The 15584-nt window shown below is 58.9% G+C and carries 15 protein-coding genes and 1 tRNA gene; 9 read left to right on the plus strand and 7 right to left on the minus strand.

Features of this window, described 5'->3' with window-relative positions; translation table 11 throughout:
* Positions 1-133 precede the first annotated feature (133 nt).
* Positions 134-955, plus strand: coding sequence for a PD-(D/E)XK nuclease family protein (locus tag QF629_12005; GenBank protein MDP6014247.1), 822 nt, complete (start codon positions 134-136; stop codon positions 953-955).
* A gap of 285 nt (positions 956-1240) precedes the next feature.
* On the opposite strand, the gene lsrF is transcribed toward QF629_12005, so the two are convergent.
* Entirely contained in the window at positions 1241-2134 is an 894-nt protein-coding gene (lsrF, locus tag QF629_12010; GenBank protein MDP6014248.1) for a 3-hydroxy-5-phosphonooxypentane-2,4-dione thiolase, read from the minus strand.
* Positions 2135-2460: 326 nt separating this feature from the next.
* Here lsrF and QF629_12015 point away from each other — a divergent pair, with 326 nt between their 5' ends.
* Positions 2461-2940, plus strand: a complete 480-nt coding sequence (locus tag QF629_12015; protein MDP6014249.1) for a hypothetical protein — start codon at positions 2461-2463, stop codon at positions 2938-2940.
* Positions 2941-3091: 151 nt separating this feature from the next.
* On the opposite strand, the gene QF629_12020 is transcribed toward QF629_12015, so the two are convergent.
* Complete coding sequence (locus QF629_12020) at positions 3092-3835, minus strand: ribonuclease activity regulator RraA (GenBank protein MDP6014250.1); 744 nt, start codon at positions 3833-3835, stop codon at positions 3092-3094.
* Between the two features lie 539 nt (positions 3836-4374).
* On the opposite strand from QF629_12020, the gene QF629_12025 reads away from it, so the two are divergent.
* Positions 4375-4449, plus strand: a tRNA-Val gene (locus QF629_12025).
* A gap of 204 nt (positions 4450-4653) precedes the next feature.
* Here QF629_12025 and QF629_12030 read toward each other — a convergent pair.
* Genes QF629_12030 through QF629_12040 form a run of 3 tightly spaced genes read right to left on the minus strand, consistent with a single transcriptional unit; the run spans position 4654 to position 7686 of the window.
* Positions 4654-5412 (minus strand): DUF1194 domain-containing protein, encoded by a 759-nt coding sequence (locus QF629_12030; GenBank protein ID MDP6014251.1) that lies wholly within the window; start codon positions 5410-5412, stop codon positions 4654-4656.
* On the minus strand, positions 5409-6275 hold the full coding sequence (locus tag QF629_12035) for an SUMF1/EgtB/PvdO family nonheme iron enzyme (GenBank protein ID MDP6014252.1): 867 nt from the start codon (positions 6273-6275) through the stop codon (positions 5409-5411). The genes QF629_12030 and QF629_12035 overlap by 4 nt, the downstream gene beginning before the upstream one ends.
* Positions 6276-6294: 19 nt before the next feature.
* On the minus strand, positions 6295-7686 hold the full coding sequence (locus QF629_12040) for an FAD-dependent oxidoreductase (GenBank protein ID MDP6014253.1): 1392 nt from the start codon (positions 7684-7686) through the stop codon (positions 6295-6297).
* Between the two features lie 199 nt (positions 7687-7885).
* Between QF629_12040 and QF629_12045 the strand changes: the two genes are divergently transcribed.
* The 6 genes from QF629_12045 to QF629_12070 all read left to right on the plus strand — a co-directional run bounded on the left by QF629_12045 (position 7886) and on the right by QF629_12070 (position 12737).
* A complete protein-coding gene (locus QF629_12045; GenBank protein MDP6014254.1) occupies positions 7886-8383 on the plus strand; it encodes a thiosulfate oxidation carrier protein SoxY in 498 nt (165 codons plus the stop codon).
* Between the two features lie 42 nt (positions 8384-8425).
* On the plus strand, positions 8426-8743 hold the full coding sequence (gene soxZ / locus QF629_12050; GenBank protein ID MDP6014255.1) for a thiosulfate oxidation carrier complex protein SoxZ: 318 nt from the start codon (positions 8426-8428) through the stop codon (positions 8741-8743).
* Positions 8736-9209: a hypothetical protein gene (locus QF629_12055; protein ID MDP6014256.1), complete on the plus strand. Its 474-nt coding sequence runs from the start codon at positions 8736-8738 to the stop codon at positions 9207-9209. The genes soxZ and QF629_12055 overlap by 8 nt, the downstream gene beginning before the upstream one ends.
* Before the next feature lie 348 nt (positions 9210-9557).
* Complete coding sequence (locus QF629_12060) at positions 9558-10010, plus strand: (2Fe-2S)-binding protein (protein MDP6014257.1); 453 nt, start codon at positions 9558-9560, stop codon at positions 10008-10010.
* Positions 10011-10028: 18 nt separating this feature from the next.
* Complete coding sequence (locus QF629_12065) at positions 10029-12248, plus strand: molybdopterin-dependent oxidoreductase (GenBank protein ID MDP6014258.1); 2220 nt, start codon at positions 10029-10031, stop codon at positions 12246-12248.
* Between the two features lie 111 nt (positions 12249-12359).
* Positions 12360-12737 (plus strand): c-type cytochrome, encoded by a 378-nt coding sequence (locus QF629_12070; GenBank protein ID MDP6014259.1) that lies wholly within the window; start codon positions 12360-12362, stop codon positions 12735-12737.
* 115 nt (positions 12738-12852) lie between these two features.
* Here the strand turns inward: QF629_12070 and haoB are convergent, their stop codons facing one another.
* Both haoB and QF629_12080 read right to left on the minus strand, forming a co-directional pair.
* The gene (haoB, locus tag QF629_12075; GenBank protein MDP6014260.1) at positions 12853-13803 is read right to left on the minus strand and encodes a hydroxylamine oxidation protein HaoB; all 951 of its coding nucleotides are present in this window, start codon (positions 13801-13803) and stop codon (positions 12853-12855) included.
* A gap of 58 nt (positions 13804-13861) precedes the next feature.
* A complete protein-coding gene (locus QF629_12080; protein ID MDP6014261.1) occupies positions 13862-15571 on the minus strand; it encodes a multiheme c-type cytochrome in 1710 nt (569 codons plus the stop codon).
* Positions 15572-15584: the final 13 nt, after the last annotated feature.

Genomic DNA, 15584 nt, shown 5'->3' on the forward strand with positions numbered 1-15584 from the left:
TGCAGATAGAGGTGAGAATGGCGACTCTTGGCTAGCAGTGCCATCAGCCCAGACCGCTCAGAAAGTGTTATCATGGGGGTCTCTTACAGCGCAGAAAAGCGTCATCAATTTATGAACTTGAGATGGTTTCACAGTGATTGACCTCAAACGAAACACAAAAAAAGAATTAGTTCCCGCCACTGGAATGCGATCTCGCGCATCTTCGATTTACACGCCTAATCAGGCGGCTGATTTCAAAATCAGCAGAGGAAAATTCTCCGATTTTCTGAACTGCCGGAGATGCTTCTATCTCGACAGGGTGAAAGGCTTGGTGTCTCCTGGCACGCCCGGTTGGACCCTCAACGAAACCACCGATTTACTTTTGAAGAAAGAATTTGACGAATGCCGCGCGGTGCAACAGCCACACCGTTTGTTCAAGGAAAATGGATTAGAGCACCTCGTTCCCTTTCGGCACCCAGACTTGGACCGTTGGCGAGATTCCCTCCATCACGGATTGAAGTCTCGATACAAAAATACAAACATTATTCTTACTGGCGGAGTTGATGATATTTGGCAGGATATCCACGACGGCAAACTAGTTGTCGTTGACTATAAATCCCAGGCGAACACCAGACCCCTTACTCCAGCGTCATATCTCACAGATCCTTATCACGATGGCTACAAAGTGCAGATGGACTTTTATGCCTATCTCCTTCGAGAAATGAATTTCGAGGTTTCCAAAACCACTTATTTCCTTGTCTGCAACGCGGATAGAGGTGCGGACGGATTTTTTGGGAAAATGGACTTTAGCGAAACCTTAATACCGTACGAATGCGACCCGAATTGGATACCTGGTAAGGTATCAGAGATGTTTGATTTGATGAATCAAACCGATGTGCCTGAAGGCAACCCCAGTTGTAGTAATTGTGCATACGCCAAGCAAAGAGCGACAATCGAGACTAGTGACCCAGCATAGTCTTGCGGGAGGTCTGTATCCCGCATGAAGGAGGGGATAGGACAGATACGCCAGCGACTGCGTCGCACGGATCATGCACCCCGGCCCGGGGGCCGGGGCACGCGTTTTGATGGTTGAGTTGGGTCGATGGCGAGTCGGGAAACCCGCAGGCAGGGTGCGGCCTAAATTGCTGAACGTCTACGTCTACGAATAGTGAAGCAGTTAATCATCTAAAGTTTTCTAGAACGAGTCCGATGGCGTGCTTCGACGAGGCGGCTGCTGTGATTAGAACGTACGTTTGGTCTGCTAGGTTTTCCGATTTTCCTCGGCCTTGATGGTCTCGTATAGATCCAAGGCACGGTCCGGGTGCTCGTTGTTGTGAACGATGGCGGCGACTGCCTGAATCATGGCCACTGGCGAATCGGATTGGAAGATGTTGCGCCCCATATCAACACCGGCGGCTCCTTGGCTTACCGCGCGATAGGCCATGGTCAGCGCATCGATTTCCGGAAGTTTCTTACCGCCAGCGATAACGATCGGCACCGGGCAGGCCGAGGTTACTTTCTCGAAGCCGTCCTCAACGAAGTAGCTTTTGATGTAATGCGCACCCAACTCCGCGGCGATGCGCGTGGCCAGCGAGAAGTACCGGGAATCGCGCACCATTTCGGCGCCGACCCCCGTGACAGCCATAGTGGGGATGCCGTAACGGTTGCCATTGTCAATGAGTTGGACCAGGTTCTTGATCGACTGGTGTTCGTGGGTGGCGCCAATATATATCTGTGTGGTAATGGCGGCGACGTTCAAGCGGATGGCGTCGTCGATGTCGACGGCAAGGGTCTCGTTGGAGAGTTCGGTCAAGATGCTCTGGCCACCGGAGCAACGGAGCACGACCGGTTTGGGTGCTGCTGCTGGTATGACGGAGCGCAGTACGCCGCGCGTGCACATCAGCACATCGGCATAGGGGATTAGCGGCACGATGGAGAGATCGATGCGCTCGAGTCCGGTCGCTGGTCCCTGGAAGTAACCGTGGTCGAAGGCGAGCATAACTGTGCGCCCACTCTCGGAATTGAAAATGCGAGCCAAGCGGTTTTGCATGCCCCAATCGAGTGAGCCCGCACCCTTAACGTGGAACGGCTGGTGCTCCTGCGCAATACCAATTCCGAAATCTTTGCCTTCGGTGATATCGTCCTTGTCTGCCATGTCCTAGGCTCCCTTGCACAATGACCGATTGATCATGATAGCCTTAGCATACTTTTGACGGACGCTAACCTCGATGCCCTTTCATCGCCGAGCCGATTGGCAGAGCGTCATCGAACCGCTCAGGAGAATGCTCAATGTACGCCGTTATCTGTTTTGATCGCCCCGGGTCGGCCTTCCCGTCTCGCATCCGTGATCAATGGCAGGCGTTCGTATGTGTGGCGGCACATGTACCTGTAATATCTTGACGCGAATGATATTGAATCGTTAACGTTCTAGAAAGACCTATAAAAGATGTCCGTTTATAAACCAAAGAGGAGTGGAAAGTCGTGAACAAGGCAATTGGTGTTTTTATAGCGAGCCTATTCTCGCTATCTATTGGGACTGCGGCACTCGCGGAATCGGGAACCGTTAATTGGCATTCTGGGCTTCAAGAGACTCTGGTGGTTGTGACCGTAGCTGAAGGTCATATGCAGGGTACTGGAAAAGCAACAGGCATAACCTATAACGATGCTGGATCTGGCTCGCTTCATGAAGGCGCCGCTAACTGTTTTTACTCTTTTCACTTGACCGATGGTGTTGGAGAGGGACAGGGCTACTGCACTTGGAGCGATGCAGACGGCGACCGGATCTTCACAAAATTTGACGGAATGCTTGGCGTGCCTGAAGGCAACAATGGTACTAACTACATCACAGGGGGTACTGGCAAGTACGTGGGTATCACAGGCAAGGGTCCCTGGGCATGCGGTTACGCTGGAACTAATGGTGAGTTGTATTGCAACCAACGCCTGGACTACGAACTACCATAGGCAGCTTAGCCTAGAATTTAATATACCCAACAAGGGCTATAAAAGGTAGGCGGCAGGCAATTTACTCCGTCTCATAAAAGGCATAACTGCGCAGATGAATGGACCCCTGGCTGCAAAAGCCAGGGGTCTATACGATCCTCTTAAACGAGGATCAGACCTCGTCAGGCTCGCCGGCCGCCACCCACTTCTCATATTCCGTGAGCGCCTTGTCAGAGGGTGGGTAGAGCCCTGCCATGTGATGACCCTTTGCAAGTCTTCGATTAACCCAGCCCTCAACATGATCCTGTGCTAGGCCGGCGTCCGCGATGCTCTGAGCGAACGCGGCTGGAATGGCGACGGTCCCTTCCTCATCACCAACGATGATGTCGCCGGGGAATATTGGGACACCACCACACGTCACCACGCACTGGCTATCGACAAGCATGAGCTTTGTGAAACTGGGAGGTGCGGCAAAGGCCGTACAGCAAACCGGCATACCAAGTTCACGTATCTCGGGAATATCTCGCATGCCACCATCCGTAACCGCTGCCGCAACGCGGCGCACCTTGAGGCGCATCAAGATATTGCCACCCAAGATCCCGACATCATTGCGGGCATTTGCATCCATAACCATGATCGAGCCCGCTGGAATTTTCTCAACAATGGGCGTCATTTGGTTCGCTGGGTGATTGAGATATTGCTGCGCGTGAAGATCCTCACGTAACGGAACGTAGCGCAAGGTGAAGGCGGGTCCGGCAAACCGACCAAGACTCGCGTCGATCGGCAGCACATTGCGGAGTGATACGTTGTTGAGCCCGTAGTTGCTCATTAACTGGGTAGTAATTGTTGGTGTCGAGACCTGTTTCAGCTTGTTCAAAACAGCTTTGCCGATGCGTTTTGATTTCTTTGTTGTCACGATTTCTTAACCTTTCTATCGACCATGTTGTCGGGAACAACATAGCAGGGGTGGAATCTCTATTCTATTTCATCAATTTATGTGTTCACTTTCTCGATTGTAAGGCTGGTATGTGCAATATAGTTTTATGTTTTATAGAGTTTATTGTATTCTAATGTGTGTATAGATAATTATTCGTTATAACTCCTACACCTCTCAAACAGCCTAGGTTTGTTATTTTGTCAGAAACAAGTTTCGGGGGGCAGGTCATAATTGGGAGTTTTGAGGTAAGCACTGCCCAAGGCCAGAACTCGGCAGCCGCCCCGCACAATGGAAGAGGCCAGACCACAGCCAATCAAATGCGGTTATCGAAACGGGCGCGCGAGCCCCTGGCGCTAAGCGGTCTTGATGTCGAGAGTGCTTGCGTTGCCTGGCAAAATTGCGGCACAACGTGGTTACGGGTGATCTTAAATAAAGGGTTAAATGACCCCTGAATTCGGGGTATACTCGATATTCTGGTATGCACCAAAATGGTTGCGTGTCAGATAGTTATGAGACAAGGGCGCGTAGCTCAGCGGGAGAGCACCACGTTGACATCGTGGGGGTCGCTGGTTCAATCCCAGCCGCGCCCACCAGCCTTGTCCTGTCAGCGTTGCGGAATTGCTTTTGTCGTTGCCGCCAGGTCGCTGTCCGGGTCGAGTGCGCATACCGTTGGCAGGGCAGCTCCCGCGCTAGATCCTTCCGCCGTCGCGCCTTGCGCAAGAGGCTTCCCAGCATGAACACGGAAGAATCATGGTAATGCCTGCGCGCCAGAATCGGCACGCCGAGTTTCGACTTTCCTACAGAAGCCTCTCCGGTCGCGGCGGGCAAGCGTGGAACTTACAGGCGAAGAACGGCCGCGACGGGCTCTGCCAGTCGCTCAGCGGCAGGCCGATCTCGCGGATCAGCTTTTCCGCCATGGCACGCTCGAAATCCTCGTAGTCCTCGGCCCGCATTACGAAGGCACTCTCGCCGCTGACCACGGATTCCTCGTAATAAATGTCAACGAAAGGCTGCTCGTTGGCGATCGCCAGGCCGTTGACCGTGACGCCGCGCTTCTCGACTTCCTCGTGGATCAGCCAAGGCGGCGGGCCGGAATTGTTGCGACCGTCGCCAGAGACGTCGATGGTCCGCCTGCCGCCGTCAAAAGCATTGTTCTGAATTTGTGCCAGCGCATAGTAGATCGCGGCACCGATGGCGGTAGAGCCGCCGGAAATGACGCGCGGGCTGTTGCGAATGCGCTCGGAGAAGCGCGCGGCATCGGCAGCATTGGCGATGCGGGTCCACTCTACGACCACCGCCTGGGCCTTGGCGTCGGACCACTGCAACACGGTCACCGCGATGCCGTCGACGGTCGAAGCCTCGATCGCCATGAGCACGTCGGGATGGCGGAAGGCGGCGGCGATCCCACTCATTTGCAGTTCGTATTCGCCAGCATCCACGCTCGAGGAGACGTCGACGGCTAGCACCAGTTCCAGATCCACGAGCTGTCCTTGCGCCAAGGCTGGCGCGGACGCTGTCCCGACGAAAAACGTCGCCGCCGCCAGCCAACGCATCATGGCAATGACCTAGCCAGTCTCAGGCCGATGGTGTCGCGGCTTTCGTAGCGCGGCAAGCCAGCGCGAGCCGCCGAGCGAGCGGCAGCGGGCGGTTGTGCCCAGTCACCGCCGCGATGGACCTTCCAGTTGCAGTTGCCTGCTGGGTAGGGGGCATAGGGTTCGGGCAGGCTGCTGCGCAGGGACAGCGTGCGCGCATTGCCGTCCTCGGGCGCGCCGCCGTAGCCTTCGTACCAACAATCCTCCACCCATTCGGAGACGTTGCCCACCATGTCGTGTAGCCCGAAGGGATTGGAGCGGTATTCGCCGACGGGCGCCGGGCCGTCATGGCCGTCATCGCATGCGGCAACGAGATTGGCGAAGGCGCAGGTGACATCGGTTGCATCCCCCCAATACCATGCAGTCGCGGTGCCGGCGCGCACGGCATATTCCCACTCTGCTTCGCTTGGCAGGCGGTAGGTTTTGCCGGCCTTCAACGTGAGCCAAGCGGTGTAATCCTTTGCATCGTTCCAGCTGATACCTGAGACCGGCGCTTCGGCCGCCGCCGATGCTTGCGGCGCCGTGCAGGCGCCGCTGGCGACGCAGGCCTGCCATTCGCCAGCGCTGACCTCGCGCAGGCCGAGCGCAATCGGCCGCCGGATCTCGACCTTGTGCTGTGGTCCCTCGTTGGCTTGGCGCCCGACCTCATCCGCGGGCGAGCCCATGACAAATGCGCCGGCCGGCAGCACCACCATCTCAGGGCAGTCGGCGCAGTCGCGGAAACGCTCGCCCGGCTGGACCGGGCCAGCCAGCGCTGTGGCGCTCCATAGCATGGCTGTGACCGTGGCGCAGACTAGGCGGCTCATGGTCGGCGTCATTCCCCCCATCGTTTCCGATTGTCGCGCTTTATCGGAACATTTCCGCGTAATGGGTCAGAGCCCAGCCGATCATCTCGTCACCCATATCGACGCTGCGATTCATATTGCGGTCGCGCCAGGCGAAGGCGGCGCCAGAATCCATCCACTGATTGATGGTGTACTCCATGCTCAAGGCCGTGATGTCGGCCATGGGCGGTAGGTATTCGGAGCCAAAATAGATTGCCATTGCGGGATCCGCGGCGACCATCGAATAGCAGCTCGTATAGGGGCTCTCCCACTCGATCTCGTGGCCGGCGATGCGGCCTGCGATGACCTTGGCGACAAAGCGCGCTTCGGCCTGCGCCGTGCTGCCGCTCTTCGAATAGCCGGTGGAGCGCGAATCACCGATAACGTAGACGTGAAAATCGTCGATCAGGTTGTTGCGGTACTGGCTGATGCGCGCTTCCATCTGCGGGCTGGTCTCGCTGACGATGCCCATGGTCTCGACAATACGGGCGCCGCGAATGCGCGGGTAGATTGCAGCATCTTCGAATGGGAAGTCCTCGATATCCTCGAGCAGGATCTTGTTCTCCACATCGACGCCGCGCACCTTCATGGACGGGTAATATTCGATGTAGTCCTTGTAGAGTTCGTCGAAGGCGGCGTGGAAGCCTTCGCCCTTGATCTTGATGTCGTGATTGTTGTCGAGCAGCACTACCTTGGCCGGCAGTTTCTTGCGCTTGAACACCGCAGCAATCATGCAGGCGCGCTCATAGGGTGCTGGCGGGCAGCGGTAGTTGCCGCTCGGCACCGTAAGCAAAAAGATGCCGCGGCGAAAATTGTCGACTTTCCGCTTGAGCGTGATGTGTTCGGAGCCCGGCTTGAAAGCGGCCGGGAAGTGGGTCATCACTGCCTGCTTGTGCTCAGGCTCGTGCACGCCGATGTCGTCGTAGTCATAGTCGATGCCCGGCGAGAGGACGAGATAGTCGTAATCGACGTATCCTCTCTCGGTGTAGATTCGCTTCTGTTCGCGATCGACGTCGATCACCGTGGCGTTGAAGAAGGTGTAATTGTTGTTGCGCGCCGCATCAACGAAGCTGTGAATGAGAAATTTGTAGTCGATGATGTCAGCGAGCCAAAGATTGCTGACCGGGCAGGACATGAAGACCGAGCGCCGCTCGATTAGGATCACCTCCATCTCCGGCACCCGCCGCTTGAGGTGCTTGGCCATGGTCAAGCCGCCCCAGCCACCACCGATAATGACCCCTCGCAAGCCTCGCTTGGGCGGCAGCTCGGCCATGCTCTCGACCAAGATCGTCGGCTTGTGCACGACAGATTGCGCTGCATTCGCCTTGCCACCGCCAAGCCCGGCTGCCATCACGCCCGCGGTGGTGCCCGCGGTTCCGGCAAGAAAATTGCGTCGCGATAGTTTTTTTCCCACGTCTCTAAATCTCTTTCCGTTCCAACTCCAAGGTCACGCGCCCGGCGGCCGTTTAGGCACCTACTTTTATGGCACCGGACACTAGCAGAACGCGGCAGCGCACGCCAAGGCCGCTGGCTTGTCCCGCCCCGGGCAAGTGTGTACGCTCGCCGGCACTGTGCGAGATCAGTTGGGAGACGGAACGTGGTGCCGGGCAAGTGTGCCGAACCTGACTAGACGGCGGGTTTTGCTTGGTGCGGGTGTGGTGGTGCTGACTGGGACGGCTGCGCGTGCTCAGGAGCGTGAGCTCATCGCGCCGCCCGAGGTGCAGTCGCATGAGAAGGAACTGGTCGAGAACCGCGCCAAGGCGGAGAGCATCCTGGCGGGCATCATCGCCGGGCGACCGCTGCGTGATGGGCTGATCTCGGGCACGACGCCGGATATCGCTGAGGATGGCAGCGCGGTGCCGGTGACCTTCAAGGTCGCCTGTAGCATGTCGGGGGATGATTATCCGCACTCGGTCCATGTCATCGGCATGGTCAATCCCTTCCCCGAGATCGCGCGCTTCCATTTCACGCCGGCCTGCGGCGAAGCCGAAGTCTCGTTCCGTTGCCGCATGCGGGCTACCTCGGATCTGGTGCTGGTGGCCGACATGGCCGACGGCACCGTGGGTCTGAGCAAGCATTTCGTCGATGTCACCATGGGGGCTTGCTCGTAGGGGCGCGCGATGGCGGAACCGGACAGGCGACGGCGGTTGCGAGTGCCCAAGACGGCTGTGCCGGGCGAGATCATCCAGATCAAATGCCTCGCCGAGCATGTCATGGAGTCGGGGCGCCGCAAGCACCCCGAGACGGGCGCACTGGTTCCCCGCTTTCTGATCAAGCGCATGGAATGCCGCTACAACGGCACTCTCGTGTTCTTTGCCGACTGGTTCAATGGCATGTCGACCAATCCCTACGTCGCGTTCAAACTGAGAGCCGCGGAATCGGCCACTATAGAAGTGACGTGGATCGAGGATGACGGAACGGTGACCACGGCCGCACGCGAGATCGAGGTTGTCGAGCCGTCCGATGGCTGAGAAGGGGGCACCTACCATGATGTCAGCAAAATGCCAGATGGCGGCGCTATGCCTGGCTTTGGTGCTGCTTTTTGTATCTTTCGCAATGGCCGAGACTATCGATCGGGTGGTGGTGCGTGGCACCGGGCTGACGCGGGAGAGCGCCATCCAAAACTCGGCCGAGATTGCGGTCAGGGTGACCATGGAGCGATATGTTTTACCGAGTTCGCTGGACGCGAATGAGGAGCGGATTCGCTATCGCATCCTGGATGAGAGCCAAGCCTATCTGAAGTCTCTCGAGGTGCTGGATGAGACCACGCACTCAGAGGGCATCCATGAAGTGAAGGCCAAAGTGCTGGTGGACGTCGGTAAGCTCGCCACCTCGTTGCGAAATCTCCAGGTTACCCTGCGTTTGCTGGCCCCCGGGGCGGATCAGGCGGTCGAGGGCCGCCGCCGCGCACCGAGGGTGCCGCAGGAGATCGATTAACCCTTTGAGGCAGGCAGAATGAGTCGAATTGCTTTGTCTGACGCACCGGTATAGTATTCGAGCCAAGATACGAAGGCTGCCACTAGGGTTTCCGCGGTGCGGGACTCTTGGGAGGCAGATAAAATGCACGCTACCCGCGTGTTGAGATGCGGGTGGTGAGGAAGCGACGTCCACCGGTAGGTTGAGTGTGATCCCTTGTTGAGCCAAGTGAAGCGTAATCTAGCCCTCGAACATCGTCAGGTTCTTTAAAACTGGCGGGAGGACTGCGTTTCGATGGCTACGCTTGACTTGGAAAATGTTTGGCCGCAACGTGGACACATAGTGTGAAATCAGGGGAGGACCAGAGCTGTGATAACTCTGACTGTCAATGGTAAGTCCCACAGCGTAGAGGCGGCGGCAGATACGCCTTTGCTCTGGGTGCTACGCGAGCATCTCGGCTTGAATGGCACCAAATATGGTTGCGGTATCGGCGAATGCGGATCGTGCAACGTCCACATGAACGGCGAGCTGATCAAGTCTTGCCAGACGTCAATCGGCAAGGCTGCCGGCGCCACTATTACCACGATCGAAGGTCTCGGTGCCAATGGGCTGCATCCAGTGCAGCAGGCGTTCATCGACGAGAACGTGACCCAGTGCGGCTGGTGCATTCCTGGCCAGATCATGACTATCGCCATGATGATGGAGACCAATCCGGAGCCCACCGATCACGAGATCGACATGGCGCTGCGTGAGAATTATTGTCGCTGCGGCACATATGCGCGTGTCCGCAAGGCGATCCACAGAGCCGCTAGCTCTGCTTAAGGATAGGGGAGGCAGAGAATGAGTGAAATGATGAACATTACCCGCCGTGGCTTCATGACCACGGCTGTGGCCGCCGGTGGCGGTCTTTTGATCGGATTGCCGCTCGGTCGGAAGGGCAGCAAGATGGCTCTCGCCGCTGGCGGCGCCGAGCTGAATGCTTGGGTGCATGTCGCTACGGACAACACGATCACCATCAGAGCCAGCCAGACCGAACTCGGTCAGGGCACGACCATGGGCAACCTGATGATGTTTGCCGAAGAGTTCGAGTGTGACTGGGGTGCCGTGACCTTCGAGTTTGCGACCGGTCGTCCGGAATACGTCAATCCGCTGGTCGGCCTGCAGCTGACCGGTGGCAGCACCGCCACCCCTGGTTTCTGGGGCCCCATGCGCAAGTCGGGCGCCCAGTCACGGCACATGATGCTGCAGGCTGCTGCGAAGCAGTTTGGCGTCGATGCTGGCCAGTGTGTGGCTAAGAATAGCGTGGTCACGTGCGGCGATAAGTCGGCCACCTATGGCGAGCTTGCCGAGGCCGCGGCCGCGGAGACTCCGCCTGAGGATCCGGCGCTCAAGGGCTATGACGAGTTCGAGCTACTCGGCACGCACGTCGATCGTTTGGACAACCTGTCAAAGGTTACCGGCGCAGCCGAATATACCATGGACATCTCGGTGCCCGGCATGGTTGTCGGTGCCATCCGCCATGCGGATTTCGGTGGCAGCGTCAAGAGCTACGATGAAGCCGCGGCCAAGGCCGTGGACGGTGTCCATGACGTTATCGTCGTGGGTGCCGAGGCTCCGGCCATCTTCCTCGAGAACAACGTGCCAGCGCTGATCGTCACTGCCGACACCTACTGGCAGGCCGAGCAGGGTATGAAGGCGGCCAATCCGCAGTTCGACAGCGGTCAGTGGGCCGATCTGGACTCTGCAAAGATTTCGGCAACCTTCCACGAAGGTCTTGGCGAGGAAGGCAAGCTGGGCCGTGCAGACGGCGATGTTGACGGTGCTCTCGCGGGTGCTGCGACTGTGCTTGAGTCGGTCTACGAGGTGCCTTATATGAGCCACACGCCGCTGGAGCCGGCCAACACCCTGGCGGACTTCCGTGGAGATTCGGCCGAGATTTGGACGGCGACCCAGACACCGGGTGCCTGCTTTATCGTGGCTGAGATGATCACTGGTCTGTCTCAGGATAAGATCACGGTGCATCAGCCGTTCCTCGGCAGCGGCTTCGGTCGCCGTAACGAGGTGGACTACTTCGAGCAAGCTCTCGAGGCGTCCATGAAGGTTGGCAAGCCGGTCAAGTTGATCTGGTCGCGTGAAGAGGACATGCAGCATAACTTCCATCGTCCGGCTTATGCCGCGAAGATGACTGCTGGTCTCGATGCCGACGGCAATCCAATCGCATGGAGGCACAAGCTTGCAGGTCCTGGCATCTGGCTGTCGCCGATGCGCTCGTCTCGTCTCAAGGACCTGTTCGCCGGTTCCGACTTCATGAACGGCATGCAGGAGAGCGGCGTCGATTTCCACAGCGTCCAGGGTGCCAAGGATATCGGCTACGACTTCGCCAACCTTGAAGTCGAGTGGGTACAGAAGGACTTCCCGGTGCCGATCGTGTTCTTCCGTGGTGTGGGTAACACCCAGAACGCGTTCTTCGCCGAGTGCTTCATGGATGAGATCGCGGATGCCTCTGGACAGGATCCCTTCGAGCTTCGCCAGAAGCTGCTTGCCAAGGAGCCGCGCATGCTTGCGACTCTCGAACTGGCGGCCGAGAAGTCTGGCTGGGGCACGCCTCTGGATCGTGGGCATCATCGTGGCATCGCCTTCCACAACAGCTTTGACTCGCCGTTCTGCGACGTCGTCGAGCTGTCCGTGCGTGGTGGGCGTCGCGTGACCATCCACAAGGTCACTCGTGCCATCGACTGCGGTATCGTTATCAATCCTGATAGCTGGGACTCGCAGATGGCGAGCGGCTTGCTCCAGGGCCTCCATCATGTCTTCCTGGCCGAGCATACTGTGTCGCAGAACAAGCTTGTGCAGAGCAACTTCAACACCTACAAGTTGCCACGCATTTCGCAGATGCCTGAGTTTGAAGCTCACGCGGTGCAGAACACGAATGATCCGACTGGTATCGGTGAGCCCGTGTTCCATACCGTGGCACCTGCAGTTTGCAACGCGATCTTCGCTGCGACGGGCAAGCGTCTGCGCTCGCTGCCGCTGAAGAACCACGGCATGAGCCTAGCCTAAAAACCTTATGGAAGCGGGTCGGGGCATGCGCTCCGGCCCGTCTTCTAGACGGGAAAGATAATTTCCGGTGGTCTGTTATGGCCACCGGATTTTCTTTGAGCAAAAGGAACCATGAGGAAAATAAGAAACCTAGTACTGGCAGCCTCAATGCTGCTGACGCCCGCGGCACTGGCCGACGAGGTCGCTAATGAAGTGATCCTCGAAGCAGGCGAACGCACTTTCAACGTCCATTGCACCGTCTGCCATGGCCCCGGCGGCAGCGGTGGCGCCGGCCCGCGCCTTACGGACCAATACACACTGCATGGAGAGGAGTACGAAGAGATGCTGTCGGTGATCACTTCCGGCGTGCTTGATGTAGGGATGCCCAAATGGAGTCAGCGTCTAAGCGAGCAGCGCCTGCGTCAGGTGGCAGCTTACGTGTTTAGTCTGTTCGGAACTCGGCCCAGGGACAAGCCGCCGGGCGAGAATGCCAACCTCACTCTGATGTAGGCATGCCCTGAAAGGCGCGCGTATGACGGAAGCGCGCGTCTGCACTGTCGCTGCCTATGTGTTTAGTCTCTACGCCACGCGCCCAACACAAATGAGACGGCGGGCGAGCATAAGTTCACTGGGCGATAGGCGGCATGATCTCGTAGACCCAGTAGCTGCCGTAATTTGCTACCAGCTTGAGCTCTTCAAGCTCGAGCGGCTCGAACTCGCCGAACGGCAGCAAACCTGCCAGAAGGGAGTCGGCGGTCTTCTCGTCGGCGAGATAGTAAACGCGGTTGCGGGCGACGTTGATTAATTCAACCGCATAGATGCTGAACCCTTGCTTGGCCAGCCAATCCTTGACCTGTCGGATATCGCTGTGGATATCTCCCGTGCGGGAAAAGTCGCGATAGCCGACCCCGAAAATCTGCGGTCGTGCTAAGGCAAGTTTGTAGGCGTCAGCGAGTTGCACTGTGATGAAAGCCCGGCGTCCGCCGGCAATCTCAGCAAGGGCCCTGGCGCCTTCGGCCGGCGTTGCCGCCATGGCATCGAGAAAGCGGCCGAAGCCTACGCCGCCATCCTCAGGAAGACGCCAGAAAACTCTCTCCAGGGATTCTATGGACTTGCGCCGGTCGATCCACTCCGGCGGTACGATCAGGGGTCGGGGCAAATTTTCGTCGTAGAGAATCGCGACGCCCGTGAGGGCTGCGAGTTGGCGGCTGGTGTCCCACCAGGCAAGAAGCAGCGCATCGTCCGGCACGTGCTCGGCGACTGCCTCTGCAAGCAGATCGAGGTCCTGCGGCCGGCCGGCTAGCGCCAGCGGCACGGCGCCGGTGGCATTCTGCCAATCGAGCAGTACCGGTGCCGCCCCCTCGCCAAGATCGGCGACGTGGAGTTCAGCGAGGTCCGCGCCGCTGTCGCTATGGCGCACGGCGAACTTGCGAATCGCCAGCTTGGCCGGTGCCCGCAGTGCGAGATCGGGGAACGCGGTGATGTTGCCTTCGGCGATAAGCTCGTAGCGGTAGGGCGCCGGCTTGGGCATGAGCAGGTCACAGCCTGCCCAGTCGACCAGCACGAAGCCAACGATGATGCATGCCCCGTACAGGTAGGGCAGACGGCGGCTGAGCCAGCTCTGGCCCGGGCCGTTAGCGGGCGTCGTCAGTGTCCGACCTTCTGCGACGCAACAGCAGTCCGGTCACGCCAACCAACATCAGTACACCGCCCAGGCTGCCCACGGAGGCGCGCTCGAAGTCGCTGTCGAGATCGAGCATGGCGAGGCCCGTCTTCTGCTCGACGGCCGCAAGCCGCGCGCGGATTGATGCCATCTCGCGCAGCCGGGTGTCCGCATCCATGACGCGCGCATAACAGCCGACCAGCGGGCTCCAGCCCTCGCTGTAGGCCCAGCCGCCGGGATTGGCGTGCATGGCGCCCTTGTAGAGCTGGTTGAGGTCGTTGCGGCAGCCGCTAGCATGCTCGAACTCGATGGCGCTGGGGTTGTTGCCGGACGCAATGAACATCTGGAAGAACTCGCCGGCACCGTCCTCTACGGGCTCGGGTGGCGCGGGGCGGTTGTCGTCTTGGCCAATCAGCAGGCCCTCAGCATGCAGCGCCTCGAGCGCGCGCTTGGCTTCCTGCTGCACTGTGACCCCGGCCTTGATGTTGTTGTCCGCCATCTCCTGATAGGCTCGCGCGAAGCTCTCCGAATGGCAGCGGCTGCAATTGGCGATCCAGGCTTCCTTGCGCTGCTCGAACCAGCTGTCGTCGAGATTGTCGGCGATCTCGGGCATCGGCGTGAAGCCCCAGCGTACCTTGCGCACCAGGTTGTGGCCGAACTGGCCCTTGAACTCGAAATGGCAGCTGGCGCAGGTCGGTGCGGTCTGCCTCCCCAGCGCATAGGCGTCCTGCAGGCGCACCTCCCAGTCCCAATCGTCGCCGCTGGTCTGGTAGATCGTGCCGTGCTTCGACAGCATGTAATTCTCGAACTCGTTGTGCGCGATGCCGTTGTGGCAGGTGGCGCAGGCCTCGGGCTTGCGCGCCGCCGCGGCCGAGAAGGTGTGCCGTGTATGGCAGCCGTCGCACTTGTTCTGGTTTGAGTGGCATTCGGCGCAGCCCTCGGCCACCTCGCGCTCGGCAAGCCCGGCCCACATGGCAAGCTCTACTATGCCGTGATAGTCGAGCGCATGGGACGGGCGTCCTGCCGGCCACTGCTCCTGCGGCCAGTTGAGCGTGTCACGCTCCGATTCGCGCTCGGCGAACTCCTGCAAATGACAGGCGCCGCAGACCGCCGCGTCGGGTAAGCGCAGGTCGCGCTTGTGGTCCGCCTGGCCTTCGCGCATAAGCTCGACATGGCAGTCCATGCAGCTCACCTCATTGAGGGTGTCACCCTCGTCGAGGTAGCCGAGCGCTACCAGATTGCGCTCCACTGCCGCCAGCTTCTCCTTCTTGTAGAAGCGCGGATCCTCGGGGCTGAGATTGCGGATGGCGTTGAGATTGGCATGCGCGCTCGCCTTCCAAGCCATGGTGTGGCCGGCGGTGTCCTTCTCGTGACATTTGACGCAGCCCTGGCGGTCCGAGCCTTTGCCCTTCTCGGGCGGCTCGTAGAAGCTTTGCGGATTGGTGTATTTGCTGAACGGGATGGGATCCCAGAAATCGGCCAGGCTGCCTTCACCGGCGCCTTCGGCCGGGTCGTGGTAGCGCCATTCGAGCACATCGTAGAGCTCCGCCGGATCGCCGCCTTCATCGACCGGAAAGACGCCAAGCACCTCGTATGTCTCGGGCGGGATATCGGCCTGAGCGGTACCGGCCAGCCCTATCGCAACCAGCCACGTCAGACCCCATCGGCTCACACGGTTCATGGAAACTCCCATC

It is taken from the genome of Alphaproteobacteria bacterium (assembly GCA_030739735.1).
Classification (GTDB): domain Bacteria; phylum Pseudomonadota; class Alphaproteobacteria; order UBA7887; family UBA7887; genus UBA7887.

What these genes read in the sequence shown, in the direction of transcription:
- lsrF (MDP6014248.1), bottom strand. Translation starts at nt 2,134, where the DNA reads ATGGCAGACAAGGACGATATCACCGAAGGCAAAGATTTCGGAATTGGT.
- QF629_12030 (MDP6014251.1), bottom strand. Translation starts at nt 5,412, where the DNA reads ATGATGCGTTGGCTGGCGGCGGCGACGTTTTTCGTCGGGACAGCGTCC.
- QF629_12035 (MDP6014252.1), bottom strand. Translation starts at nt 6,275, where the DNA reads ATGGGGGGAATGACGCCGACCATGAGCCGCCTAGTCTGCGCCACGGTC.
- QF629_12055 (MDP6014256.1), top strand. Translation starts at nt 8,736, where the DNA reads ATGGCTGAGAAGGGGGCACCTACCATGATGTCAGCAAAATGCCAGATG.
- QF629_12065 (MDP6014258.1), top strand. Translation starts at nt 10,029, where the DNA reads ATGAGTGAAATGATGAACATTACCCGCCGTGGCTTCATGACCACGGCT.
- QF629_12070 (MDP6014259.1), top strand. Translation starts at nt 12,360, where the DNA reads ATGAGGAAAATAAGAAACCTAGTACTGGCAGCCTCAATGCTGCTGACG.
- QF629_12080 (MDP6014261.1), bottom strand. Translation starts at nt 15,571, where the DNA reads ATGAACCGTGTGAGCCGATGGGGTCTGACGTGGCTGGTTGCGATAGGG.